This is a genomic window from Nostoc sp. UHCC 0870 (assembly GCF_022063185.1).
In the GTDB taxonomy this organism is placed as follows: Bacteria; Cyanobacteriota; Cyanobacteriia; order Cyanobacteriales; family Nostocaceae; genus Trichormus.
The window spans coordinates 5,883,850-5,908,174 of the sequence record NZ_CP091913.1; the positions used below are offsets into that span (position 1 = coordinate 5,883,850).

At 39.8% G+C, this 24,325-nt stretch carries 17 protein-coding genes, 3 pseudogenes and 1 CRISPR repeat array; of the genes and pseudogenes, 9 read left to right on the forward strand and 11 right to left on the reverse strand.

Translation table 11 applies throughout. The annotated features are described in order from the left end of the window. Positions 1-66 precede the first annotated feature (66 nt). Entirely contained in the window at positions 67-1,965 is a 1,899-nt protein-coding gene (locus L6494_RS24975; RefSeq protein WP_237990419.1) for an ABC transporter permease subunit, read from the reverse strand. Positions 1,966-1,989: 24 nt separating this feature from the next. Continuing rightward, complete coding sequence (locus tag L6494_RS24980) at positions 1,990-2,940, reverse strand: ABC transporter ATP-binding protein (RefSeq protein ID WP_237996266.1); 951 nt, start codon at positions 2,938-2,940, stop codon at positions 1,990-1,992. A 215-nt stretch (positions 2,941-3,155) separates the two neighbouring features. Here L6494_RS24980 and L6494_RS24985 point away from each other — a divergent pair, with 215 nt between their 5' ends. Further along, positions 3,156-3,947 (forward strand): ABC transporter ATP-binding protein, encoded by a 792-nt coding sequence (locus L6494_RS24985; RefSeq protein ID WP_237990420.1) that lies wholly within the window; start codon positions 3,156-3,158, stop codon positions 3,945-3,947. Positions 3,948-4,036: 89 nt separating this feature from the next. On the opposite strand, the gene L6494_RS24990 is transcribed toward L6494_RS24985, so the two are convergent. Continuing rightward, entirely contained in the window at positions 4,037-4,309 is a 273-nt protein-coding gene (locus L6494_RS24990; RefSeq protein WP_237990421.1) for a hypothetical protein, read from the reverse strand. Between the two features lie 335 nt (positions 4,310-4,644). Between L6494_RS24990 and L6494_RS24995 the strand changes: the two genes are divergently transcribed. The 4 genes from L6494_RS24995 (at position 4,645) to L6494_RS25010 (ending at position 8,116) form a co-directional block, all read left to right on the forward strand. Further along, entirely contained in the window at positions 4,645-5,391 is a 747-nt protein-coding gene (locus L6494_RS24995; protein WP_237990422.1) for an ABC transporter ATP-binding protein, read from the forward strand. A gap of 194 nt (positions 5,392-5,585) precedes the next feature. Then, positions 5,586-6,233: a histidine phosphatase family protein gene (locus L6494_RS25000; protein ID WP_237990423.1), complete on the forward strand. Its 648-nt coding sequence runs from the start codon at positions 5,586-5,588 to the stop codon at positions 6,231-6,233. Positions 6,234-6,421: 188 nt separating this feature from the next. Next, positions 6,422-7,447, forward strand: coding sequence for a glucokinase (locus tag L6494_RS25005; RefSeq protein WP_237990424.1), 1,026 nt, complete (start codon positions 6,422-6,424; stop codon positions 7,445-7,447). 45 nt (positions 7,448-7,492) lie between these two features. Beyond that, entirely contained in the window at positions 7,493-8,116 is a 624-nt protein-coding gene (locus tag L6494_RS25010; RefSeq protein WP_237990425.1) for a hypothetical protein, read from the forward strand. Positions 8,117-8,135: 19 nt separating this feature from the next. Here the strand turns inward: L6494_RS25010 and L6494_RS25015 are convergent, their stop codons facing one another. Beyond that, positions 8,136-8,294, reverse strand: a complete 159-nt coding sequence (locus L6494_RS25015) for a hypothetical protein (protein ID WP_237990426.1) — start codon at positions 8,292-8,294, stop codon at positions 8,136-8,138. Positions 8,295-8,570: 276 nt separating this feature from the next. On the opposite strand from L6494_RS25015, the gene L6494_RS25020 reads away from it, so the two are divergent. After that, positions 8,571-9,494 carry a transposase gene (locus L6494_RS25020; RefSeq protein WP_237988802.1) on the forward strand — a complete coding sequence of 308 codons (924 nt, stop codon included), beginning with the start codon at positions 8,571-8,573 and terminating at the stop codon, positions 9,492-9,494. 481 nt (positions 9,495-9,975) lie between these two features. Here the strand turns inward: L6494_RS25020 and L6494_RS25025 are convergent. The 4 genes and pseudogenes from L6494_RS25025 to L6494_RS25040 all read right to left on the reverse strand — a co-directional run. Continuing rightward, positions 9,976-10,275: pseudogene (locus L6494_RS25025) on the reverse strand (serine/threonine protein kinase); the annotation flags it as partial. Positions 10,276-10,325: 50 nt separating this feature from the next. Beyond that, a pseudogene (locus L6494_RS25030) lies at positions 10,326-10,490 on the reverse strand (DUF2887 domain-containing protein); the annotation flags it as partial. Between the two features lie 172 nt (positions 10,491-10,662). Next, positions 10,663-11,457: a M15 family metallopeptidase gene (locus L6494_RS25035; protein ID WP_237990427.1), complete on the reverse strand. Its 795-nt coding sequence runs from the start codon at positions 11,455-11,457 to the stop codon at positions 10,663-10,665. Between the two features lie 10 nt (positions 11,458-11,467). After that, complete coding sequence (locus L6494_RS25040; protein WP_237990428.1) at positions 11,468-13,114, reverse strand: protein kinase domain-containing protein; 1,647 nt, start codon at positions 13,112-13,114, stop codon at positions 11,468-11,470. Positions 13,115-13,273: 159 nt separating this feature from the next. Between L6494_RS25040 and L6494_RS25045 the strand changes: the two genes are divergently transcribed. The 3 genes and pseudogenes from L6494_RS25045 to L6494_RS31205 all read left to right on the forward strand — a co-directional run bounded on the left by L6494_RS25045 (position 13,274) and on the right by L6494_RS31205 (position 17,787). Then, complete coding sequence (locus L6494_RS25045) at positions 13,274-15,622, forward strand: ATP-binding cassette domain-containing protein (protein WP_237990429.1); 2,349 nt, start codon at positions 13,274-13,276, stop codon at positions 15,620-15,622. Positions 15,623-15,788: 166 nt separating this feature from the next. Continuing rightward, on the forward strand, positions 15,789-16,628 hold the full coding sequence (locus tag L6494_RS25050; protein WP_237990430.1) for an Rpn family recombination-promoting nuclease/putative transposase: 840 nt from the start codon (positions 15,789-15,791) through the stop codon (positions 16,626-16,628). A gap of 520 nt (positions 16,629-17,148) precedes the next feature. After that, a pseudogene (locus L6494_RS31205) lies at positions 17,149-17,787 on the forward strand (DUF4351 domain-containing protein). A 164-nt stretch (positions 17,788-17,951) separates the two neighbouring features. Continuing rightward, positions 17,952-18,704: a CRISPR direct-repeat array (repeat unit 35 nt; unit sequence GTTTCCATTAATTCAACTTCCGAAGAAGTTTAAAG). A 251-nt stretch (positions 18,705-18,955) separates the two neighbouring features. On the opposite strand, the gene L6494_RS25060 reads toward L6494_RS31205, so the two are convergent. From L6494_RS25060 to L6494_RS25070, 3 genes are all read right to left on the reverse strand, one after another. Continuing rightward, positions 18,956-20,650, reverse strand: coding sequence for a serine/threonine-protein kinase (locus L6494_RS25060; RefSeq protein ID WP_237990431.1), 1,695 nt, complete (start codon positions 20,648-20,650; stop codon positions 18,956-18,958). A 138-nt stretch (positions 20,651-20,788) separates the two neighbouring features. Then, positions 20,789-22,582, reverse strand: coding sequence for a protein kinase domain-containing protein (locus L6494_RS25065; RefSeq protein WP_237990433.1), 1,794 nt, complete (start codon positions 22,580-22,582; stop codon positions 20,789-20,791). 126 nt (positions 22,583-22,708) lie between these two features. Further along, positions 22,709-24,202: a protein kinase domain-containing protein gene (locus tag L6494_RS25070; protein WP_237990434.1), complete on the reverse strand. Its 1,494-nt coding sequence runs from the start codon at positions 24,200-24,202 to the stop codon at positions 22,709-22,711. Positions 24,203-24,325: the final 123 nt, after the last annotated feature.

Consider the following 24,325-nt stretch of genomic DNA (forward strand, 5'->3'; position numbering starts at 1 on the left):
GCACTTCTCTGATGTACTCTCTTAATAATCAGGAGAGGACTGAAGTCCTCACTACAAACGATATAGTTAACGTCCGGTGAGTAATGCTTGACTAGCTGATTCTCCTGCTAATTTTATCTGCTTGTTGAGTTTAAAATTCAACAAAGCTAAGACGGCTAATTCAGCTAGGAGTGACATAAAAACTGTGATTGTTGCAGAATCTTGAATTCCTATCCAAGGAAAACTAGAAAATAACCAAATAAGAGAATTTTTAGCGGGAGAAATGCCTAAAAATCCTAAGATAGTGGGTGGTAAAAACATGACTATACCTATAGTCCCAATTGCCCAAATACCGCGCTTGGGAGTTTTCATTAATAGCATGATTTGAGCTAAGGTAGTGTAGATCATCATCATACTAATAAATAAAGCTACAGCTAAAATAGCTTTCAGTCTGCCAATCTCATTTACCCAATCAATAGCACTGTTATTTTTGAAATTTAACAGGGGTGCAAGAATAATCCAAGCTACTAGGGGGGTGAGAATTATTAAGAGGTTAATAGTCATTGCTACCAAAGCTGGACTTTTTTCACCCCAAATTACATCTTTTAACCATGAACTATGCAAAAAAGCTTTGCGATTAGAAACTTGGTGATAACTATATCTTGACCAATCTTGAATTTCTTGGCGATGGGGTGATAAAATTCCTATCATCCCGAACAGTAAAACCAAGTTAAAAAACGCCAGAATAACAAAGCTTTCAACTATTTGGTGATTCAAATCATAGTAGCAATCCTTCACGTAAGGAGAACAGTAGTTATTTGTATATTGTAGAGTAAATCCCCAAAGAACTAATTGACAACAACCTACAAATAAATAACTCTGAGATTTATTGAAAATGGCTATGTTCGGATTGCGAAAACGACGCTTTAGTGCTTGCCAAGCCCAGTAAATGCCAACACCATAGTTAAATAAATGTAAGCCTACTAAACCCACAAGACTTTTACCTAGTGGTAAATAGAAAAACTGTAATTTCTCAAGAGAGGATTGATCATCGCGACTGAATAAGTTACCAAATAGATAACTCATCATATCAAACGGGCTTAATAGCTGTAACCACGTTGCTGTATTGTGAAAGTTGGTGCTGTGTGATGATAAATTCAGAGTAATGAACAAATATAGTAACACTGCACCACTAGCTAACCAAGGTTCAAAACCATTAAATGAACGACTAATTAAACCAAATAGCAGTGCATAACTGTAGAAGAAAATGCAGCTAGCTAAGAGTATGATATCAAAATTCAGAATGTGACTAAAGGCAATTTTTGCAGATAATCCTGCTAACAAATGTAAGGGTAAGGCAGCTATAACTATGAGATAAATAACAATTGGCACTCCTAACATTTTGCCTGTTAAAATACTCACCTCTGATTGAGGAGTTAAACGCAAAAAATTGAGAGTGCCGCGACGCTCTTCTTGGGCTAAATTATTGATGAGTAAATATGTGCCTGCAACTAACAAGATAAAGACAAACATTACACTGAGAGTTAAGAATGTATATTCCCAGTGGTCTCGCCACCACAATGACATATTTATTTGGTCGCTGGGGCAGAATTTATCATAGAGAAGCTTATTAATATTAGTCTGCTCAGTTTTTAAGTTAGCTAGTTGTGTTTTTAATACCTGAAGTTTTTCTGGATCAAAGTTAGTATTACCAGTATAGGTATTAATTTTTTGCTGAACTATATCAATTTGTGGATAGAGTGAATTGATACGCTGTTTATAACCTGCACTTAAATTGCAATATGTTTCAGACATGGCATATTTTTCGCCAGGATAAGAACCAAATTGATATAGCACAACTCCCAGTTGTCCAATAAGTGATAAGCCAACAGCAATGACTAAATTAAAAACTTTGAGGCGACCTTTAATTTCTCTCAATAATTGAGGATTCCAGTCACCTATTTTATCGATAAAATTCTGCATCATTGTCAACATTTCCCCATTAAATAATTAAGATGCTTGTTTGTGTCCCAGTTTCAAGAAAATACTTTCTAGGTCTTCTTGTATGCAGTGAAAATCAGTTATGGGAAACCCAGATTTAACTAGCGATCGCAATAATTCAGCGCAATCTTCCTGTGTACCTGAAAAATTCACTCTTAAGCTATTTTTTCCTGGTAGTTTTTCCCACTCTTCTACACAAGGATGATGTTTAACTTCGCTTAAAAGTGCCTCTAAATCACCCAAAGTTGATAAAATTATTTGTTGACGAGACAGCCTTTGATAAAGATGTTGGAGTGAAGCACTTTCTACTAAAAAACCTAATTCCATAATGCCTACAGAACTACACAGTTCTGCTAAGTCGCTGAGGACGTGGGAAGAAATTAAGATTGTCATCCCTGCTTCTTGCAAAGCCTTGATAATTTCCCGAAACTGCATCCTGGCAATGGGGTCAAGTCCAGAAACAGGCTCATCTAATAGCAGTAAAATTGGCTCATGGATAATAGTGCGTGCTAAACTCAAACGCTGCTTCATCCCTCGCGACAGGGTAGAAATTAGACTGTGGCGTTTATTACCCAGTTGGATGAGTTCTAAAACTTCATGTAAGCGTTGAGTGCGGCGTGGTTCTCGCAGCCGATACAAACGGGCAAAATAATCTAAGTAATCCCAGACGGTTAAATCTTCATATAGAGGATAATCATCAGGGAGGTAGCCAAGGCGACGTTTGAGGGTGGGGTTACTCTTGTCACGACGCAGGCGATCGCCGTTAATATAAATCTCACCAGTAGTTGGTTCTTCGGCTGCTGCCAACATTCGGATGAGAGTTGTCTTACCTGCGCCATTTGGGCCTATGAGTCCATATACTTCACCCATTTGGATTTCTAAGTCCACATCATTCACGGCTACGTGCCGTTCAAATTGCTTAGTTAATCCACAGGTGCGAATTGCTAATTCTTTTACCATAGCGGCTGCGGTACGGCTGTTGTTCAAACACTAACCTAACTTCTTTCTACAGCTTTCGGCAGTTTCGTTACGGAAATTGTAACCAAGTTATCTAGGTAATCGCGCAAAATTAAATTCATTGGTTGAGAGAGGAGATAGGGGCGCAAAATATGGATATGTTAGAAGTAGAAGCTATCACGCGCTAAACGCCCCGCTACCGCTAACAGCACTCGAAAATGTCCCAAACTATCCCGATAGATAAAAGCAAATCTATTTTAGAAGCCAAGTCAATAACTCGCCGCTTTGGTGGGTTAGTGGCGGTAAATAATGTATCTTTTACAGTTAATAAATATGAAATTTTTGGATTAATAGGCCCTAATGGTGCTGGTAAAACGACCTTATTTAATTTAATTACAGCGTTAATTCCCCTTTCTAGTGGAGAACTAATTTATCAAGGGCAAGAAATTTCTCAACGGCGTTCTTATGAAATTGCTAGTTTAGGTATTGCTCGTACCTTCCAAAATATTCGCTTATTCGGGGAATTATCCGCTCTAGAGAATGTGATTATTGCCAGACATTTACATACGAATAGTAGTATATTTACAGGGGTTTTAGGCTTACCGCCAGCACCAAGAGAAGAAGCAAAAAGTAGACAGAAAGCTTTAGAATTATTAGATATGGTGGGATTAAGCGATCGCGCCACAGAAAAATCCCGAAATTTTGCCTATGGTGATCAACGTCGCTTAGAAATTGCTCGTGCTTTAGCTTTAGAACCGCAAATATTACTACTTGATGAACCTGCGGCGGGGATGAATCCCAGTGAAAAAGTACAACTGAGCGATTTTATTCGGGATTTGCGCGATCGCTTCAATTTAACTATTATTCTTATTGAGCATCACGTCCCCTTAGTCATGGGACTATGCAACAGAATAGCAGTATTAGATTTTGGACAATTAATAGCCTTGGGTGAACCCTCTGTAGTCAGAAATAATCCGGCTGTGATTGAAGCTTATTTAGGTAATGAATGAGCAATAGATTAGGCGTAGCGAGCGATCGCCTTATATCTGAGAAAGAGTAGTAGACAAGTCCCCTTGCCTGTAATAATAGGAAAGCAGCCCTAAGATACTTTCGATTGCTGCCATAGGATAAGTTTCAATTGAGAGCAATAGCAAGCCCCATCACTAATTTCTGGTTCGTGTTCAGCTATCCAATCATAAATTTGTGCGGCTTTTACTAATGCCAGTTTTTCTGAGCGATAAAGTTGAGGAGTAGGACAGTAAGCTTCGCCATTGATATGTATAGCTACAATCTGCCAATAGTCGCTGCTTTCACCTTCTGGTATAACTTCTAAAAACCCGTTGCTGTAAGACTCGATTATTCCTATGTTCATCTACAACCATCAAATTTTAAACAAAGGTCACAACATGAGATACCAGCCATTCAAGTGAGAGAAAGCTGGAATCATGAGAGAATGCCATAGCAACCCCTACTAATGATTGTGTGTTCGTAGTCCATGAAAATCTGAATTATTGGTCACTTTTTGGCTAGTTGTCTTAGTGCTATTTTGGGCTTCATGATGAAAGTATTCGTCTCAAAACCAATATCAAAAAAGTAAAGTAGCAAAAATTAAAAATTAATATGTGAGCAAGTGCCAACATATTGCAAAAACCTTATATTGATGTATGTTAGGTTTTATGACCTCATTCTACATTTCTGCAACCGCCGATGAACGCCGATAAACACCAATATGAAGATAGTCAAGATTTTGTAATTTTAGAGGTGCAAGACCTTGATGTTAATTATGGTGGTATTCAAGCCCTAAAAAAGATTAATTTAACTATTCAAAAGGGCGAGGTAGTTACTTTAATTGGTGCTAATGGTGCGGGGAAAACTACAACACTACGCGCGATATCTAAAATAGTTAATCCTCTCAATGGGCAAATTATTTATAGTGGACGGAATATTACCCGTCGCCAACCTCATGAACTTGTAAAGTTGGGGATTGCTCATTGTCCAGAAGGTCGGCGAGTTTTGGCAAAGCAAACGGTGTTAGATAATTTACTTTTGGGTGCTTATATTCGCTCAAATCAAGCTGAAATTAAAGCTGATATTCAAAATCAATTTGAGTTATTTCCTCGGTTAGCGCAACGACGTACTCAACTAGCCGGAACTCTTAGTGGTGGTGAACAACAAATGTTAGCGATCGCTCGTGCTTTAATGAGTAGACCACAACTATTGCTTTTAGATGAGCCGAGTTTGGGTTTAGCACCTGCGATCGTCAAAGAAATATTCTCAATTATTGAAAATTTGCGGGCTACTGGTGTGACTATTTTATTAGTCGAACAAAACGCCAATTTAGCTCTACAAATTGCTGATAGAGGTTATGTTTTAGAAGCTGGTTCTATCACTTTAACTGGTGCAGCTTCAGAGTTAATTAGTGATGAGCGAGTGAAAAAAGCTTATTTGGGCTAATTATTTGTAACAAATTTTGCCAGTATGGTAATCACTGGGGGTCAGAATTCTACTTCCCGGCTTTATTTTTATACCGACAAATAAATTTAACTATTACAAAAGGTTACAAAATTTGTCCTATATTGGGTTTGCACCCGTCTTTTCGGATGTCTATCTTTGTGTGGATGCGAATGGAATTCGCCTGAATATAAGCCATGAGTCAAATAGTTTGGATCGCAAGACACGCCAACCGCCTCGACTTCGTAAACCCCGATTGGTTTCTCACCGCAGAACGACGCTACGATCCACCCCTGTCTGAAGATGGTTTTGTTCAAGCCAAGCAGCTAGCTAGGCGGTTAAAACAAGAAAAAATCACCCATATTTTTGCTTCTCCCTTCCTGCGGACAGTACAAACAGCCAACGCTGTAGCAGAAGTTTTAGATTTGCCAATTAAACTAGAAACAGGACTAAGCGAATGGCTAAACCCTGCTTGGATGACAGAAGAACCCGAAAAACTCTCAACTCCAGCCCTATCAGCATTATTTCCCAGAATTGATACCAGCTACACGCCCCAAATTGCTGCCAAATATCCCGAAACTCACGAACAGGTACGCGCACGTTCAGCACAAACTGCTAGGTGCTTGGCATCGGAATACTTCCCCCATGATATTTTGCTAGTAGCACATGGGGCTTCTGTACTGGGGAGTGCGATGGGTTTAGTGGGGGATATTGCCAAAACCGAAGTCAAAGCTTCCTTGTGTTCTGTAGTCAAAGTAGTCCGTAGAGAACCAGAATGGTTGCTAGAACTAAAGGGAGATACCACCCATTTAACTCAGGTAGAGGAAGTTATTCGTTTTGCTTGAAATTGGGGATTGGGGATTGGGGATTGGGGACTGGGGACTGGGGACTGGGGACTGGGGACTGGAAGGGAGAATGACTATTACTTATTGTCTTCTCACTCATTACTCATTACTCATCACTCATTACTCATTACTCAGCACCGGCTAAACGCCGCGCTACCGCTAACACAACTCACTTACTGATAATTTTTATGACACTGTTACTAGCAGGAGATATTGGCGGTACAAAAACTATTTTGCGTTTGGTAGAAATATCAGACTCATCTGGGTTGCAGACTATTTATGAGGAAAGTTACCAGAGCGGGGATTTTCCTGATTTAGTACCGATGGTACAGCAATTTTTACTTAAAGCCAACGCAGGTACACCGAAAAAAGCTTGTTTTGCGATCGCTGGCCCGGTGGTCAACAATACTGCCAAACTCACGAATTTAGCTTGGTTTCTGGATACAGACCGCCTAGCGCAAGAATTGGGTATTCCCCTGATTTCCTTGATTAATGACTTTGCGGCTGTCGGTTATGGCATTTTCGGCTTGAGTAAACAAGACTTGCTGACTTTGCAAGTTGGTAAACACCAATCCGAAGCACCGATTGCCATTATTGGGGCTGGTACTGGCTTGGGACAAGGATTTTTAATCAAACAGGGCAATAACTATCAAGTCTTTCCCTCTGAAGGAGGACACGCCGACTTTGCCCCCCGCAATGAGTTAGAGTTTCAGTTATTGAAATATCTGCTCGATAAACATGATATTCAACGCGTGTCTGTAGAACGGGTAGTTTCTGGTCAAGGGATTGTGGCTATTTACCAATTTCTGCGCGATCGCAAACACGCCAGCGAATCCCCAGAAATCGCCCAAATTGTCCGCACTTGGGAACAAGAAGCCGGACAGCCAGAAAAAAGCGTTGATCCTGGTGCAGCCATTGGTCAAGCTGGAGTCTCAGGAAGCGATCGCCTCTCGGAACAAACCTTACAAATGTTTATCGATGCTTACGGCGCAGAAGCCGGTAATCTCGCCCTCAAACTCTTACCCTACGGAGGCTTATATATCGCTGGTGGGATTGCACCTAAAATCTTGAATTTAATTCAAACTAGTAACTTCTTGTTGAACTTCACCCAAAAAGGCAGAATGCGCCCCTTACTAGCAGAAATACCGGTGCATATTATTCTCAATCAACAAGTGGGATTGATCGGTGCAGCTTTATGTGCGGCTAGGTTATAACAGCTAGCATCATCAGTGATATCAGCATCTGAGAATGCTAAAACTATGACACATAGAGTTTTGTTCCCATTGATCGCCGCTACCTTAATTTGTGGCGGCTCGTTGATTGTAGACGCAAGTCAACCCAAACGTCCGTCTGTACCCGCTAAAACTTCCGTGTCGCCAAAAAAACCACCTGTTACCCAACCAGTACAGCCACAATGGAAGTTATTCACAGCCCCAGACGGACGTTTTACTGTATTAATGCCGGGGATGCCTAAAAGGGAATCCCAAACTCAAAAAACCTACATGGGGGAAATTGACCTAGAAATATTTTCTGCCCAACCACCCAAGCAGGAAGTAGCCTATCTAGTGGTTTATAATGAATTTCCCCATAGTTACGGGCAAATGACCAACCCTCAAGAAATCTTGAATAACGTCCAGGAGATGGCGTTAAAAACAACTAAAAGTAACTTAATTAGTCAGCGCAATATCCGCAGTTCCAATGGTCATCCAGGAAAAGAATTTGCCTACATTAACGTCGGCGGCAAAATCACCAGAACCAGAATCTACATTGCTGAAGGACGTTTATATCAAGTAATGGCAATAACTACGAGAAAGCAGCAGCAAAACTTAGCTAGAACTATTACAAGATACCTAAATTCTTTTCAGATAGTTCTAAAAAGATGAGATATATTACCAAGCCCCGTTAGGGCGGGTGTAGGGGTGTAGGGGTGTAGGGGTGTAGGGTTGTAGGGGTGTAGGGGTGTAGGGGTGTAGGGGTGTAGGGGGAAGAAAGAGCAGCCAACCTAATCCTTGGGTTAAAAGCCCTTGCTCCTTGGGGCAACCGTGTTGGGAGGGTTTTCAATCCCCGTCCAACACCTTCAACCCCTACACCCTTAAACTCTTACACCCCTAATGAACAGCCTGGAAGTTAGCTTTTGGACTGAGAGAAAAAGAATGTAGAGCGATCGCCCTTTTTATCCATACCGCTCATCATGAAATATAAAAAGGCGATCGCATCAATATTTGCTTAATTCAACTTCCGAAGAAGTTTAAAGTTGGAATATCACCTATTAGACATCTCCAAAATAGTATTATTCTGTGATAAAAGAACATTAAAGCGTTATTTTGACACAGAAGCATGAGCAATATACTGAATTACATTGAAGAGAATCCTAAACAAACCCAAAGGTTAATAGGTCTGGAATATGAACAGTTACAACAATTAATCATAAATGGGGAAAGATTATATCATGAAAAAAAAGCTTTACTGGAATCTAAGAAAGTGAGAATTATTGCTGGTGGAGGAGGTCGGAAACCAAAATTATCTATTTCTGAACAAATCATTTTAACTTTAGTGTATCTCCGACATCTGACAACCTTTCAACTTCTAGGTATTCAGTTTGAAGTAAGTGAGTCTACAGCCAACGATACGTTTAACTATTGGTTGCCTAACTTGCGAGAATTACTGCCATCAAGTTTGCTTGAACAAGTAAAAAAAAACGCTTCTGACTATGAAGTAGTAAAAGAAATGCTCACAGAATATGAATTAATAGTAGATAGCTATGAACAAGTCAGAGAAAGACCTAGAGACAATGATGAACAAAAGAAATATTTTTCAGGTAAGAAGAGTAATCATACATTTAAAACTCAAATGATTATTTTACCTGATGCTAGTGATATCGTTGATGTTGTGGCAGGTGAACCTGGTCCAAAAAGCGATATAACTTTGTTCCGAGAATATCGTTCAGAGTTTGATGCCAAACAAAGATTTAAAGGAGATAAGGCATATCTTGGAGAAGATTTAATTACAACTCCAATTAAGAAACCAAGAAATCAAGAACTAACAACTGAACAGAAAGAACAGAACAAAATATTTTCATCTAAACGAATCTTTGTTGAACATCGAATACGGTCAGTCAAAATCTTTCGAGTTGTCCAAGAGAGATTTAGGTTAAATACCCGCAAATATAAGCAAGTAATTTTGACGATTTGTGGGCTAGTAAGGTTACGGATTCGAGGGCTAATATTACCATTAGAAATATCAGCTATATCATCAGGTTAAAATTATCGCATATAACTAGATATTTTTGCCTAATTATCAACAGCAAATATCTCAAAGTCTTATTTCATCGTACAGAATAGCTAATTTAAGATGATTGCATTTAGTGGCTACAGCCTAGCCAAACAAAGGCTTTGACTGTTTTCGGAGATGTCTATTACTATGCGTTGAGCGTAGTTGTTTCCATTAATTCAACTTCCGAAGAAGTTTAAAGCAGAAATGGAGGGCAATAAATGATATAGATTCTTAATAACTAACATATTGACCAACCTCAAACCCATACCAGGAATGTGATTTGGGGCATTCCACGAAACAATCAGGGTTTCAGCGATTTTAGTTTTGCCCCAAAAACCAATATCAGCCAATCACTAAAAGATCATAATTTCCAAATCATTGGGCGGTATACCTCAACTTCACCTATCAAACAAGCAATATACTCCCGTACTTGTAACTCAATGTAGCGACGGGATGGTACTTCACGTTACTACTTAGCAGCATTGACAACCCATGCACTATTCTCCTCATCCCATAACAGAGAAAAGCGCACAGAATTAGAAGATTGTCTACCGGTTTTCATCAAGTATGTCAACCGCGTAGTAACTGTAGCTGTTTCTGTATTCGCTTCTACTAAATTGACATTATCAACATTAACGCTTTCTACCTGTCCTCCCCACCACTCCACGTAAGAAAGATAGCCTTTGGGGTGCAGCTTGCTATTTTGAAAGCTGGGAGATAGCATATTCCACGCAGTTTCATACTCACCCTGATTGATAGTTGCATAATATGCCTCCGGCACGCTACGCGAACACAAAAATATACCACTCCTGCACCTTAATTTTCTGGTGGTAGAAAGACACCATCAATTTCAAATCTAGGTTCTTTTACAGCTACGGAATCAAATCGGTAAGCATCTGCATTACTTGGGGGTGTTGCTATTAATTGAAACAACAGTGTAGGCGATTGTTGAAATAATTTGTAAAATATTGAATCTCGACGCATGAAGACGCATGAAGTAGTATTAGCAATCTATTGAATTCGTTGTTATAAAAGTAGGCTTGTACTACAAAGACTTGCTCGTAGGTTGAGTTGAGCTAGAAAAAACCAATGCAAATTTATAGATGATTGGTATCAAACTTTTATTCTCTACAAATTTGGATGAGGTATATTTTAATTAATTTCTAGCATTAGTAAATATTGCTGCTGCATTTGATGAACCTACATATCGCCAGTGCCAAGGTTCAAAGTTTACTCCTTGAAGATTGTTGGCAGGGAAAGACATTTCAAAGCCAAATTTTTTAGCGTTACGAGTCAGCCAGCGATAAGCATCTGTTTTTTTAAACGCCAAAGTAATATCCTGTTTGGGAAATTTACCATCCGTTAAATCTACAGCAAAGCCTGTATGATGTTCGCTATATCCAGGAGGCGCACTAATTTTAGCTGCTGCTTGTGCAGAACCGTAACGCTGAATTTGATTTTGGAATAATTTTTGTTGTTTTTCTATGCTGCGAAAACCTGAAACCGGAATTATCCAAACACCTGCATCTCTGGCTGCATAAATCATCTTCATAAATGCTTGACAAGCCTCTGGATTAAGAAACTCAAATCTTTGGTCTATTCCACTAGCATAGCTACCTACAATGATTAATTGTTTGGGATCAGCTTGTGAATAGGGGAAATGTCCGTAGGCAATTTGAGTAGTTATTGGTTGTTGGTTAACTGGAGGTAAGTTGTCTACAGTTATTGATGTGGAATTAGTGCTGATCTCTACACTTGGTAGTGCAGATTTCATTGAATTTACTTTAGGAGTAACTATATTAGATGGTGTTGAATATGTAGTAGCTTGACCTGAGGGATTTGTAAGTGAAAATTTCAGCAATAACACACCAAAAATTACAACCGTAAATAAAGCTATTGTAGCAATTCCTAATAACCTTAAAAGATAAAACCTTTTCTTTTTTGGTTTCATAATTAATAATTTAATCACTTAAATTAGTTTTTGAATCTATCTTCCATCGGTCATCTACAAATTTTAGTTTGTAGCGTATTGTCCTAGTTTTAAAATCAGTTTCTTTAGGTATAATGTTACCATTGCTGTCAAACAGTGTACGATCTTCAGTAATTTTTACTTTAATTATTGCATAACTACCATTTACAGTGAAATTATCTACACTGTCGATTTGTTGTACTCCATATTTATAGTAAAAACCATCATTCTTTAGAGAATTTATAGAACCATCTATTCCTGCAACTCTTTCGTATTCTTCACCTGTAGTCAATTGATTTGCTGGTTGACGATCATAAGGAGGCGCAAACATCACACGTTTAGCTTGTAGCCAATCATTAATTAAGCTGGTAGCTTCTGATTGTGTAATTGATGAAGTCGAAGTCGGATATACAGTTCGCGGTGGAAGTGGAGGTGGTTTACTGGGTTGAGTGCGTTCTACTCTAGGCACACTTGTATATATAACTATAGGTGTAGGTGTAGTGGTTGGAGATATCTCTGTTGTCGGAGAAGTCGTGGCTTCTGTATGATTTACATTGTTTTGGGTTTGAGATGGTCTGGTAATCCATAAACCGCCAATTACACACGCCCCAATTACGCCGCCGATGATGACTGCTTTTTGCCAATCACCCATTCCTTTGCTAACTGGTGGTGGTGGTTGAGAATAAACCGGCTGCTGATATGGAGCGTCTGCGGGTGGTGCGGAGACTACTGTTTGCTGCGGTTGGACATATGCTGGGGGTGCAGAAACTAATGTGGGAGGTGAAACTGGGATGGTTGGGGCGATTGGTGTTGCACCATGTTGTAAGGCTTGAAGCATTTCTTTAGCGGTGGAGTAGCGATCGCGTGCGTGAGAGGCGATCGCTTTATCTAACAATGTGGCAAAACTGGGACTAACACTTAAAGCATGGTGTCGCCAGATTAAATCACCCGTCCCCGGATCGGTTTCTAATTGTTGGGGAATCTTACCAGTTAGCAAATAAATTGCTGTTAACCCCATACTATACAAATCACTAGCAAATACTGGACGACCTGCTGATTGTTCACTAGGCATAAATCCAGGCGTACCAATCACAATCGACCGGCTAGATTCACCAGAAACAGTCATTATTGTTCCCATTGTTTCTTTGACTGCACCAAAGTCAATCAACACGGGTTTACCATCACCGTGGCGAATTAAAATGTTTTCTGGCTTAATGTCTCTATGGACGATGCGTTTACTGTGGACGTAATCCAAAATCGGCAGAATGTTGCTGAGAATTTCTCTGACTGAACTTTCACTCAACTGTCCTTGTAGGTGCAACTTTTCCTGTAGAGTGTCGCCCTCAATATATTCTTGGACTAAAAAAAAGTCATCGTCTTCTACAAAGTAGGCATATAGTTTAGGAATCTGATTGCACCCATCACCTAATTCTTCTAATATGGCGGCTTCTCTTTGAAACCGTTCTTGCACTAACTGATAAATCTGCGGGTTATTTTCTACAGGCTTGAGCTTTTTAATAACGCATCTCCGACCTGATGGCATTTGGGTATCTTCTGCTAGAAATGTTTCGCCAAATCCACCAGACCCCAATACCCGAATCACTCGGTAGCGATGATTTAATAATGTAGGTGTTTGCATAATTATTATATTTTAATAATTAAAAAATATTTTAGCATAATTAACTACATACGCCTCCGAATATATACTTTTATAAATTAGAAAAATACTTTGTTAAAATTTGGTGTAAAAACATAAATTTAACTGAAAATCAAGAAAATTATACAAAACGTTTATTCTATGAATACAAATAAAAATGGTGACATTACGAACCCATATTTAAGCTTGGAAAAACAAGGAAACATATTACACTTTGAACTCAACAAGCAACAGCATATAATTGGGCGAGAACAATCAATGGCTGATCTAGTTGTCCCAGAAGATTGGCAAGTTGTAGGGCGATGTCAAGCTTTGTTATATAAAGATGGCAAAGACTACCGAATTTATGATGGGGATGGTCAAAAGCCTAGTACGAATGGACTGTATATTAATCGCATCCGCATCACTTCCGATTCTGGGCATTATCTAACACACGATACAGAAATCAGTATTGGTCAAAATCCCCAAAATATGGTTGTGCTGAAATACTATAATCCAGCTAATCCTGTAGTGAATCCTGCGCCGAGTTCACAAGGAATCTCTCTGAAACAGAGGTCTGTTTTACTGGGACGCGATAGTGATTCTAGTTTACCTTTAGACGCGCCTACAGTTTCCCGTCGTCACGCCACCATTGATACTGATACTCAAGGACGCTACATTCTGCGTGATCACAGTACCAATGGGGTGTTTGTCAATGGACAACGAGTTAACAGCAGTATCATCCTTACCCCAGGTGCAATCATTCGTATTGGGCCATTTAGTCTGGTATTGCGTGGGGATGAATTACAATTCATCGATCAAGGTAATCAAATTCGTTTAGATGCTTGTGATTTGGTGATTCAAGATAAAGACAAGCGACGCTTGGATGATATATCTGTAGCCATTGAACCAGGACAGTTTGTAGCTTTGGTAGGTGGTAGTGGTGCGGGGAAGTCAACTTTGATGCGTACCCTCTTGGGAATTGAGCAAACAACTCAAGGCATAGTTTACCTCAATGGTGAAAATCTGCGAAATAATTTCCACCTTTACCGCACTCATATAGGTTACGTTCCACAGGATGACATTATTCACCAAGAATTGACGGTGGGGGAAGTGCTGACTTACGCCGCCAAGTTGCGATTACCACCAGATATTGATGTGGCGAATGTGGTGGAAAAGACTTTACAAGATGTGGAAATGTCCCACCGTCGCCAGGCGAAGGTGTCCCAACTGAGTGGGGGACAACGGAAACGGGTAAGTATTGGGGTGGAATTATTAGCTGATCCCAAGTTGTTTTTCTTAGATGAACCGACTTCAGGACTTGATCCGGGGTTGGATAAGAAGATGATGCAATTATTGCGGAAATTAGCTGATCAAGGGCGGACGGTGGTTTTAGTGACTCATGCGACAGCTAATATTAAACTATGCGATCGCGTGGTGTTTCTTGGTCAAGGAGGACGGTTATGTTATTTTGGCCCTCCTGATGAATGCTTACAGTTTTTTGGTGTCAGAGATGATTTTGCTGATATCTACAATCAGCTAGAAAACCCCGAAAATGTCGTTGATCAGGCGATGAGATTTCACCAATCCGATGATTATCGGTTTTATATTGAAAATCACCTCAGTCCCGGAAATCAAACCCTACAGCCACATCTAGTTAATTCTCAGGGTTCTGGGACTTCCTTCTGGGGACAGTTCCAGATTCTAGCGCAACGTTACTTGCAGATTCAAAAGCGCGATCGCGTTAACCTTGGTTTAGCACTGTTAACTGCACCCATCGGGATCAGTTTAATGACCCTCGCCATCAGAGGTCAAGAACCCTTAGTCTTAGGAGAACAACCAGATCCCACCCTTGCACCTTTAGCGTTGCGGGTGTTATTTATCTTTACTTGTGCAGCATTATGGGTAGGACTTTCTAGTTCATTACAAGAAATAGTGAAAGAATCAGCAATTTACCTGCGTGAAAGATTAGTTAATTTAGGTTTATTGGCTTATCTCAGTTCTAAAGTAGCGATTCTTTCAGGTTTAGCACTTCTGCAAACTTTATTGATCGCAACAATAATTTTAATTTGTTTTAAATCACCGCAGCCTGACTTAATCTCTTGGCAATTAGGATTAGTAATTACTACATTTTTGACACTTTTAACTAGTATTAGTCTAGGCTTACTAGTTTCAACCTTTGTAAAAAATATTAGTCAAGCTAATAGTGCTTTACCTCTGCTGTTGCTACCGCAAATTATATTTTCCGGTGTTTTATTTAAAATGGAAGATGCTGCTAGTATAGTTTCCTGGTTAATGCTCAGTCGTTGGTCTGTGGGAGCTTATGGTACTTTAGTTAATCTCAATGCCCTAGTTCCTAATAATATTCCAGCACCTCAACCATTTGAACCAACATCTATTTATGAAGCTACATGGTCTAACTTAAGTTTAAATTGGGGTGTTTTGTGCTTACATACTATCATTTATTTGACAGTGACATTTTACTTACAAAAGCGCAAAGACATTTTTTGAACCAGAATCCAAAAATTAGTGACTTCCCAAATCTAGTAGCGTGGCAAGGCTAAAATAGTGTATTAGATGTAGGTTGAGTTGAGCAATGCGAAACCCAACATTGATATCGGTGTTGGGTTTCCTTTATAATTAATTATTATCATGATTAAATATGATCAATTTCTAAATGGCAGAATATGATAATCTCTGTAAAAATCTCGCAGAAAAATATCCCCGTGATTTTATTAGGTGGTTATTAAATCAAGAACCACAGCAAATTAAAATCTTAAAAACCGAATTGAGCATCGAACCAATTCGCGCTGATGCGGTGACATTCTTGCAAACAGAAAATCGGATTTTACATCTAGAATTTCAAACCACAATCAAATCTAAAACCCCACTAGGATTGCGGATGCTAGATTACTACGTCCGCTTGACACGGAAATATCAACTTCCTGTCACCCAAGTAGTAATTTTCTTACAACCAACAACTGATGAAATCGCTTTTACCACAGAATATGTCAGCGAAACGACAATTCATCGCTATCAAGTGATGAGAATGTGGGAGCAAGATTCAGCGATGTTTCTGAATAATTTGGGTTTATTACCATTAGCACCATTAACCAAAACCGATTCTGCACCAGCCTTATTATCGCAAGTTGCTCAAAGTCTTGCTAGAATTCCAGATATTGAGACTAGACAGAATACGACTGCTTATACAGAAATTTTGGCGGGGTTAAAGTTTGAGCAAGAGTTGATTCTAAAATTGTTCCGGGAGGAGACTATGCAAGAGTCGGTGATTTATCAGTATATTTTGGACAAAGGTGAACAGCGTGGTGAACAGCAAGAAGCTTTGCGTTTCTTAACGCGTATGTTAAATCGGCGATTTGGCGAAATTGATTCAGCCATAATTGAGCGCATTCAAATCTTATCAACAGCACAATTAGAAGCATTGGGAGAAGAGTTTTTAGATTTTACAAAAGTCGCTGATTTAGTCACTTGGCTTGAGCAAAATCCTGGTAGTTAAATGATTCTGATTTTTCCAACAAGAGATGATGAGGATGAAAAAAGCGATGACCTCCGGTCGGTCGGAGACCATCGCCATTTTTTTGTAACAAATAAACCACTTCCTTTATAATTAATTATTATTATGATTAAATATGATCAATTTCTAAATGGCAGAATATGATAATCTCTGTAAAAACCTCGCAGAAAAATATCCCCGTGATTTTATTAGGTGGTTATTAAATCAAGAACCACAGCAAATTAAAATCTTAAAAACCGAATTGAGCATCGAACCAATTCGCGCTGATGCGGTGACATTCTTGCAAACAGAAAATCGGATTTTACATCTAGAATTTCAAACCACAATCAAATCTAAAACCCCACTAGGATTGCGGATGCTAGATTACTACGTCCGCTTGACACGGAAATATCAACTTCCTGTCACCCAAGTAGTAATTTTCTTACAACCAACAACTGATGAAATTGCTTTTACCACAGAATATGTCAGCGAAACGACAATTCATCGCTATCAAGTGATGAGAATGTGGGAACAAGATGCAGCTATATTTCTGAATAATTTAGGGTTGTTACCGTTAGCACCATTAGCCAAAACCGATTCTGCACCCGCCTTATTATCGCAAGTTGCTCAAAGTCTTGCTAGAATTCCAGATATTGAGACTAGACAGAATACAACTGCTTATACAGAGATTTTGGCGGGGTTAAAGTTTGACCAAGAGTTGATTCTAAAATTGTTCCGGGAGGAGACTATGCAAGAGTCGGTGATTTATCAGTATATTTTGGACAAAGGTGAACGACGTGGTGAACAGCGTGGTGAACAGCGTGGTGAACAGCAAGAAGCACTGAAATTTTGTCTGTTGTTACTTGATGAACGTTTTGGTGAAATTGATGCGTCAATTGTTGAACAAGTGCAAGTTTTAAATAAGGAACAGTTAGAAGCATTAGGTAGAGCTATTCTAAGATTTTCATCCCTATCTGATTTAGGGACTTGGTTAAACCAACAAGCAATTTGATTTGTCTAAATTTATAGCTTTACATCCCCGATTTCTTCAAGAATTAGGGGATATTTTCTATTACAATTAGAAGCACTAGGAGAAGAGTTTTTAGATTTTACGCAAGTCGCTGATTTAGTCACTTGGCTTGAGCAAAATGCTGGTAGTTAAATTAGTCTGATTTTTCCAACAAGAGATGATGAGGAGGAAAAAAGCGATCGCCTTTTTTCTCCACACCACTACTCATGATAAAGTCTCACAACTAAATATAGAAGAGCGATCGCCTTTTTTCTCCATACTGCTCATCATGAAATATAAAAAGGCGATCGCATCAATATTCGCTTAATTCAACTTCCGAAGAAGTTTAAAGCAGGAACTGCTCCAGGTTGTCTCGCAGTTCAACGGCGTTTCCATTAATTCAACTTCCGAAGAAGTTTAAAGTACTATTTCCGAGCAAGTTTTCAATAATGTTTTAGATGTTTCCATTAATTCAACTTCCGAAGAAGTTTAAAGCCATCTACGAATGGACTCAATTCGTAGAAATAAAAGTTTCCATTAATTCAACTTCCGAAGAAGTTTAAAGAAGATGTATATTTATATTGGGGAATTGGAGCGGGGACTCGTTTCCATTAATTCAACTTCCGAAGAAGTTTAAAGATTTTTTTGCTTTATGTAGTGGCAATGATTTTGATCGTTTCCATTAATTCAACTTCCGAAGAAGTTTAAAGTTTTCTCAATCCTCAAGAAGGAGAATGGGAGTTGTTTTGTTTCCATTAATTCAACTTCCGAAGAAGTTTAAAGTTTTAATTATTGTTGATTTTTTGGAGGATCGCATCAGGTTTCCATTAATTCAACTTCCGAAGAAGTTTAAAGCTCTCGAAACCCACGAAAGTTTCGCGGGGTTTCCATGTTTCCATTAATTCAACTTCCGAAGAAGTTTAAAGACCACAGGAGCGATCAACTTTCGCGAGTGGACTCTCTAGTTTCCATTAATTCAACTTCCGAAGAAGTTTAAAGCTCTGAATTTAGATCAGAGGGATGTGATATGGAATGGTTTCCATTAATTCAACTTCCGAAGAAGTTTAAAGGGCTAGGCTCTGAACACCTTACCTAGAGGTAATCCTACAGCATATTTTCGGGGCTTGTCAAATTTGGTCAAAATGAAAGTTCTAAACAGAGAATAAATGTGGAAAAACGCAGGCTGAAACCCTTGCTGGATAAGACTGCCGGGGCTGTCAACGAAATAATCAGGGTTTCAGGCTTTGTACTTCAGCCCCGAAAAGAGTCAACAGTTAAGTTTTACTTATCCCAAATCATAGGACGATACATTATTAAGTTACTACTTAGCACCATTGACAACCCATCTACTATTGTCCTCATCCCATAACAGAGAAAAGCGCACAGAATTAGAAGATTGTCTACCGGTTTTCATCAAGTATGTCAACCGCGTAGTAACTGTAGCTGTTTCTGTATTCGCTTCTACTAAATTGACGTTATCAACATTAACGCTTTCTACCTGTCCTCCCCACCACTCCACGTAAGAAAGATAGCCTTTGGGGTGCAGCTTGCTATTTTGAAAGCTGGGAGATAGCATATTCCACGCATTTTCATACTCACCCTGATTGATAGTTGCATAATAATTCTCAATTGCTTGTTCTGGTGGGGGTCTTAATAATTCTGGAGTTTCAGATGATGTATTCTCTTCTGGTTCGGATTCATTAGCAATTGGCGAATCAACAGGGTTTGTTACAGGGGGTAAATTTCTGGTGACAGGAGGATTTACCCGTGGTGCAGTATTTTGAGTTGTTTCTTGATTTGTAGTTGTTTCAGGAATTGTAGAGGTGTCCGTCGGTTCTACAGTGGGAGTGCTGTTATTGTTAATAATAGATTCATTAGAAGATGTTGTTGACTGTGCTACTGGTTGATTTGGTCTAGTCAAGGCGAACCCAATTAAGACAGATGCACCAACTAAACCCCCAGCAATTAAACTACCAAGTACAACTCCCCGATTACTATTAGTTTGATTGACAGGTTGAGGAGATGGGGAAGGTGCTGGACTGACGGCGACGGTGTTGGATAATGTTGCAGCAGGTGGAACTGTAGCTATTTGTGGTTGCTGATAAGGAACGGTTGGGGGAGTTTGTGGTTGCTGATAAGGAACTGTGGGGGGAGTTTGTGGTTGCTGATAAGGGACGGTTGGGGGGAAGGTGACTGCACCTAATTGCAAGGCTTCTAACATTTCCCTAGCGGTGGCGAAGCGTTCTCTGGGGTGGTAGGCGATCGCGCGATCAATGACACCTGCTAATGTAGGACTGACACTCAAGGCGTATGTGCGCCAGATAATTTCCCCACTCCTGGGGTCTGTCTCTAATTCCTGTGGCTGTTTCCCCGTCAGCAAATAAATTGCTGTCATTCCCAAACTATATATATCACTGGAATACATCGGTCTACCTGCGGCTTGTTCACTCGGCATATAGCCTGGTGTCCCAATCACAATCGAACTGGTAGGATCACCTTGGGAATTTACCACTGTACCCATAGATTCCCGCACTGCACCAAAGTCAATCAGTACAGGTTTGCCATCCCGATGACGCAGAATAATGTTATCTGGTTTAATATCGCGGTGAATGATCCGCTTAGAATGGACGTACTCTAAGACGGGTAATAGATTCACGAGAATGTCTTTAACTGCGCTTTCACTAAATATGCCTTGTTGACGAAATTTGGCTGTGAGTGTATCCCCTTGCACCCACTCTTGAATCACATAAAATTGCCCATCGGATTGAAAATAAGCATATAAAGTGGGAATTTGGTCTGTATAACTCCCCAAGTCTTCTAAAATTGCCGCTTCCCGTTGAAAACGCTCTTGTACTAGTTGGTAAATTTGGGGATTATGGTGAATAGGTTTAAGCTGTTTCACTACGCAGCGACGGCTAGATGGCATTTGGGTATCTTCTGCCAAGAATGTTTCCCCAAATCCACCACTACCCAAAGTTTGAACTACTCGATAGCGATTGTCTAGCAGCGTTTCCATAAGTCGGTGTCAGTCAGGACGAGGGTGTTTATGGTATACTTTAACTCATTTAGTCTAGTTGACTATCCCAATAATTCATGCGAATTGATGTAACTGCGTACTTTGTATTTCTAATTTTACTGTTGATGCGATCGCTAATTAAAGTTTCTCTGTTTTATAAATCAACCATAGTGGAGATGATGTTTCTTGCTTTAAAAAGAAACGTAGAGATTGAGATATTGTTCCGCCTGATTTCATTGAATAAGAAACTTGAGAGTCTACGGTTGCTGTTTCGTTACTTATTTCTTGACTTGTCAACTGTTGAATCTCTACATATCTAACTTTTCCCCACCATTCTTTGAATGAATTGAAGCCATTGGGATGCAATTCTTTGTTGTTTTGATGGTCTTTAGATAGATAATTCCACGCAGCTTCATATTCACTGCGATTGATATGTCCATAATAATTTTGGATAGTTGCTTCTGGTGATGGTCTTGTTGCAGGAGTAACGATAACTTGGACAAGTTGCTGATTACGTTCTACTTCGATTGGCAAAGGACTACCAATTCTACTCTGTTCCACTATTTTTCCTACTTCTTCAATTGTGGTGACAGGTTGATTATTAATACTGCGAATCACATCACCAGATTGTAATCCACCAATAGATGCTGGATATCCCGGAACGATATTAACTAATAAAACTCCAGTATCTGCTGTAATATTAATGCGATCTCCAAATTGATTCCTGAATTTTTCTTTATCTTCTGGTGTCAGTGTCACCATCTGAATACCCAAATAAGGACGGTTAGTTTGTGTTGGTGTCTGCGGTTCAGATGTAGGGGTTGCGGTAGGAAGGCTAGAGATGGGGGTTGATGGGGGTTCATTAACAATTGTTGATTGTTCAGTAGGTACAGGCGTAGACTCATCTACTGTTTGCAGTTGTTGGTTATTGTTGTTGGCGAAACTAATAATCGCCACCGCAGCAATTAAACCACCAGTAATTAAACTCCCCACCAAAATTCTTTGTTTACCATCACTTTGATTTGTAGGTTGAGGAGAAGCGGCTGGACTAACAGAAATTGTCTGTTCAGGTATGCTTTGGGGTGTTCCTACTGTCGGGGGAAAGGTAGCTGCACCGAATTGCAAGGCTTGTAACATTTCTCTAGCGGTGGTGAAGCGTTCTCTGGGGTGGTAGGCGATCGCGCGATCAATTACATCTGCTAATGTAGGACTGACACTCAAGGCGTGTGTCCGCCAGATAATTTCCCCATTCCTGGGGTCTGTCTCTAATTCATGCGGCTGTTTCCCAGTTAGCAAATAAATTGCTGTCATTCCCAAACTATATATATCACTGGAATACATCGGTCTACCTGCGGCTTGTTCACTCGGCATATAGCCTGGTGTCCCAATTACAATCGAACTGGTAGGTAACCCTTGCGAATTGAATACTGTTCCCATAGATTCCCGCACTGCACCAAAGTCAATCAGTACAGGTTTGCTATCCCGATGGCGCAGAATAATGTTATCTGGTTTAATATCGCGGTGAATGATCCGCTTAGAATGGACGTACTCTAAGACGGGTAATAGATTCACGAGAATGTCTTTAACTGCGCTTTCACTAAATACACCTTGTTGGCGAAATTTAGCTGTGAGTGTATCCCCTTGCACCCACTCTTGAATCACATAAAATTGCCCATCCGATTGAAAATAAGCATATAGGGCAGGTATTTGGTCATTATAGCTGCCTAAATCTTCTAAAATGGCTGCTTCTCGTTGAAAACGCTCTTGTACTAGTTGGTAAATTTGCGGATTATTGTGTATCGGTTTAAGCTGTTTCACCACGCAGCGACGGCTAGATGGCATTTGGGTATCTTCCGCCAAGAATGTTTCCCCAAATCCACCACTACCCAAAGTTTGGACTACTCGATAGCGATTCTCTAGTAGCGTTTCCATAAGTTGCTAGACACAGAGTTAATAATTTTTTGTTTTAAAAATTGCCAGCTAAAAAAGCTGATGAGCAAAACCCATCAGAGATAATCAGGTTGACGTGATTACTTTTAACTACATATGCCCTAGGGCTTATTTCTTAAAATATCTTAAATTATTACGGTCTTGATATCTAGCAATATAAGCTGTATTGGTCTGCTCTAATCTTGAGAGTAGGTTTCCCGGAAATTCTTTTGGTGAGTATAAAGGACGATACCAAGGTTGGTTGTTAAAGTAATTCTGAATTCCAGGATTGTTAAAACGGCGACCGTGAACGGCGAAAATTGTATTTCGCATAATATCTAGCTCAAAGCCAGTTTTACCAGCTAAATCTGCATCGGTAACAGCTCTTTCGGAAAGCCAAAAATAATTGTTAGTAGTTGGTACATCTGGCTGTTCTAATGGTGGTCTTTCGACATCTGGAGGTATTTGAGGTTGAGGATTTTCTGGGATGGGTGACGCTGCTACAGATGTTGTAACAGGAGTAGGAGTTGCAATAACTTGGGGTGTGACTGAAGACGTAATATTTTGGTTGGCTAGGGGTTGCGGCGATTTTGTTAATACTTGACCAATAATCACAGAACTACCTATTAACCCACCTGCAATCAAACCGCCAATGACAAGCGCATTCTGATTATTACCTGAAGTTGGCGGCTGAGTAGTAGCGGGAATTGTGTTAGGCGTTGGTGTGGTGGCTAATGGTTTGGTAACGGGGATGTCTGCTGAATGTCTTGTGAATGCTTGAGTTGGTGGTATGGTGTTAGCTACACTTTGCAAAGCCTCTAGCATGGCTTTTGCTGTGGGGAAGCGATCGCGGGGATGGTAGGCGATCGCCCGATCAATTACACTGGCGATAACAGGACTAATATTCTGTGCGTAATTACTCCAAATAATTTCACCAGTTTGTGAGTCTGTCTCTAATTGTTGTGGCTGCATCCCCGTCAACAAATAAATCGCGGTCAGCCCTAAACTATATAAATCACTAGAATACACTGGTCTACCTGCGGCTTGTTCACTGGGCATATACCCAGGTGTACCAATGACAATCGAACTGGTAGGATGACCTTGGGAATTTACCACTGTCCCCATTGATTCCCGCACTGCACCAAAGTCAATCAGTACAGGTTTCCCATCTCGATGACGCACCATGATATTATCTGGCTTAATATCACGGTGGACGATTTGCTGAGAGTGGACGTAATCCAGAATAGGTAAGACATTCAGCAATATTTCCCGGACTATATTCTCACTTAATAACCCTTGCTGTTGAACTTTGGCGGTGAGTGTATCCCCTTCCACCCACTCTTGTACTAAATAAAATTGCCCATCCGCAGAGAAATAAGCATACAATGACGGAATTTGGTCATTTTTTCCGCCCAGTTCTTCTAAAATTGCCGCTTCTCTTTGAAATCGTTCTTGAACTAACTGATAAATCTGGGAATTGTTATGAATTGGCCTGAGTTGTTTCACCACACACCGCCGCTTAGACGGCATATAACTATCTTCTGCGAGATAGGTTTCACCAAAGCCACCAGCCCCCAATGTGCGAATCACTTGATAGCGATCGTTTAACATTTGTATTGTCATATTTTACTTTATTTCAAAATAATTCGTAACTTGTAATTAAGATGGTAAAATTCCCACACTAAGTTTTAAAATTAGCATTTTTTAATTACGAATTACGAATTACGAATTACGAATTACGAATTA

Coding starts and splice junctions, on each gene's coding strand:
- L6494_RS25000 (WP_237990423.1), top strand. CDS start 5,586: ATGAGTCAAATAGTTTGGATCGCAAGACACGCCAACCGCCTCGACTTC.
- L6494_RS25065 (WP_237990433.1), bottom strand. CDS start 22,582: ATGGAAACGCTACTAGAGAATCGCTATCGAGTAGTCCAAACTTTGGGT.
- L6494_RS24995 (WP_237990422.1), top strand. CDS start 4,645: ATGAACGCCGATAAACACCAATATGAAGATAGTCAAGATTTTGTAATT.
- L6494_RS24990 (WP_237990421.1), bottom strand. CDS start 4,309: ATGAACATAGGAATAATCGAGTCTTACAGCAACGGGTTTTTAGAAGTT.
- L6494_RS24980 (WP_237996266.1), bottom strand. CDS start 2,940: ATGGTAAAAGAATTAGCAATTCGCACCTGTGGATTAACTAAGCAATTT.
- L6494_RS25050 (WP_237990430.1), top strand. CDS start 15,789: ATGGCAGAATATGATAATCTCTGTAAAAATCTCGCAGAAAAATATCCC.
- L6494_RS25060 (WP_237990431.1), bottom strand. CDS start 20,650: ATGGAAACGCTGCTAGACAATCGCTATCGAGTAGTTCAAACTTTGGGT.
- L6494_RS25070 (WP_237990434.1), bottom strand. CDS start 24,202: ATGACAATACAAATGTTAAACGATCGCTATCAAGTGATTCGCACATTG.
- L6494_RS24985 (WP_237990420.1), top strand. CDS start 3,156: ATGTCCCAAACTATCCCGATAGATAAAAGCAAATCTATTTTAGAAGCC.
- L6494_RS25045 (WP_237990429.1), top strand. CDS start 13,274: ATGAATACAAATAAAAATGGTGACATTACGAACCCATATTTAAGCTTG.
- L6494_RS25035 (WP_237990427.1), bottom strand. CDS start 11,457: ATGAAACCAAAAAAGAAAAGGTTTTATCTTTTAAGGTTATTAGGAATT.
- L6494_RS25040 (WP_237990428.1), bottom strand. CDS start 13,114: ATGCAAACACCTACATTATTAAATCATCGCTACCGAGTGATTCGGGTA.
- L6494_RS25010 (WP_237990425.1), top strand. CDS start 7,493: ATGACACATAGAGTTTTGTTCCCATTGATCGCCGCTACCTTAATTTGT.
- L6494_RS24975 (WP_237990419.1), bottom strand. CDS start 1,965: ATGATGCAGAATTTTATCGATAAAATAGGTGACTGGAATCCTCAATTA.
- L6494_RS25005 (WP_237990424.1), top strand. CDS start 6,422: ATGACACTGTTACTAGCAGGAGATATTGGCGGTACAAAAACTATTTTG.
- L6494_RS25020 (WP_237988802.1), top strand. CDS start 8,571: ATGAGCAATATACTGAATTACATTGAAGAGAATCCTAAACAAACCCAA.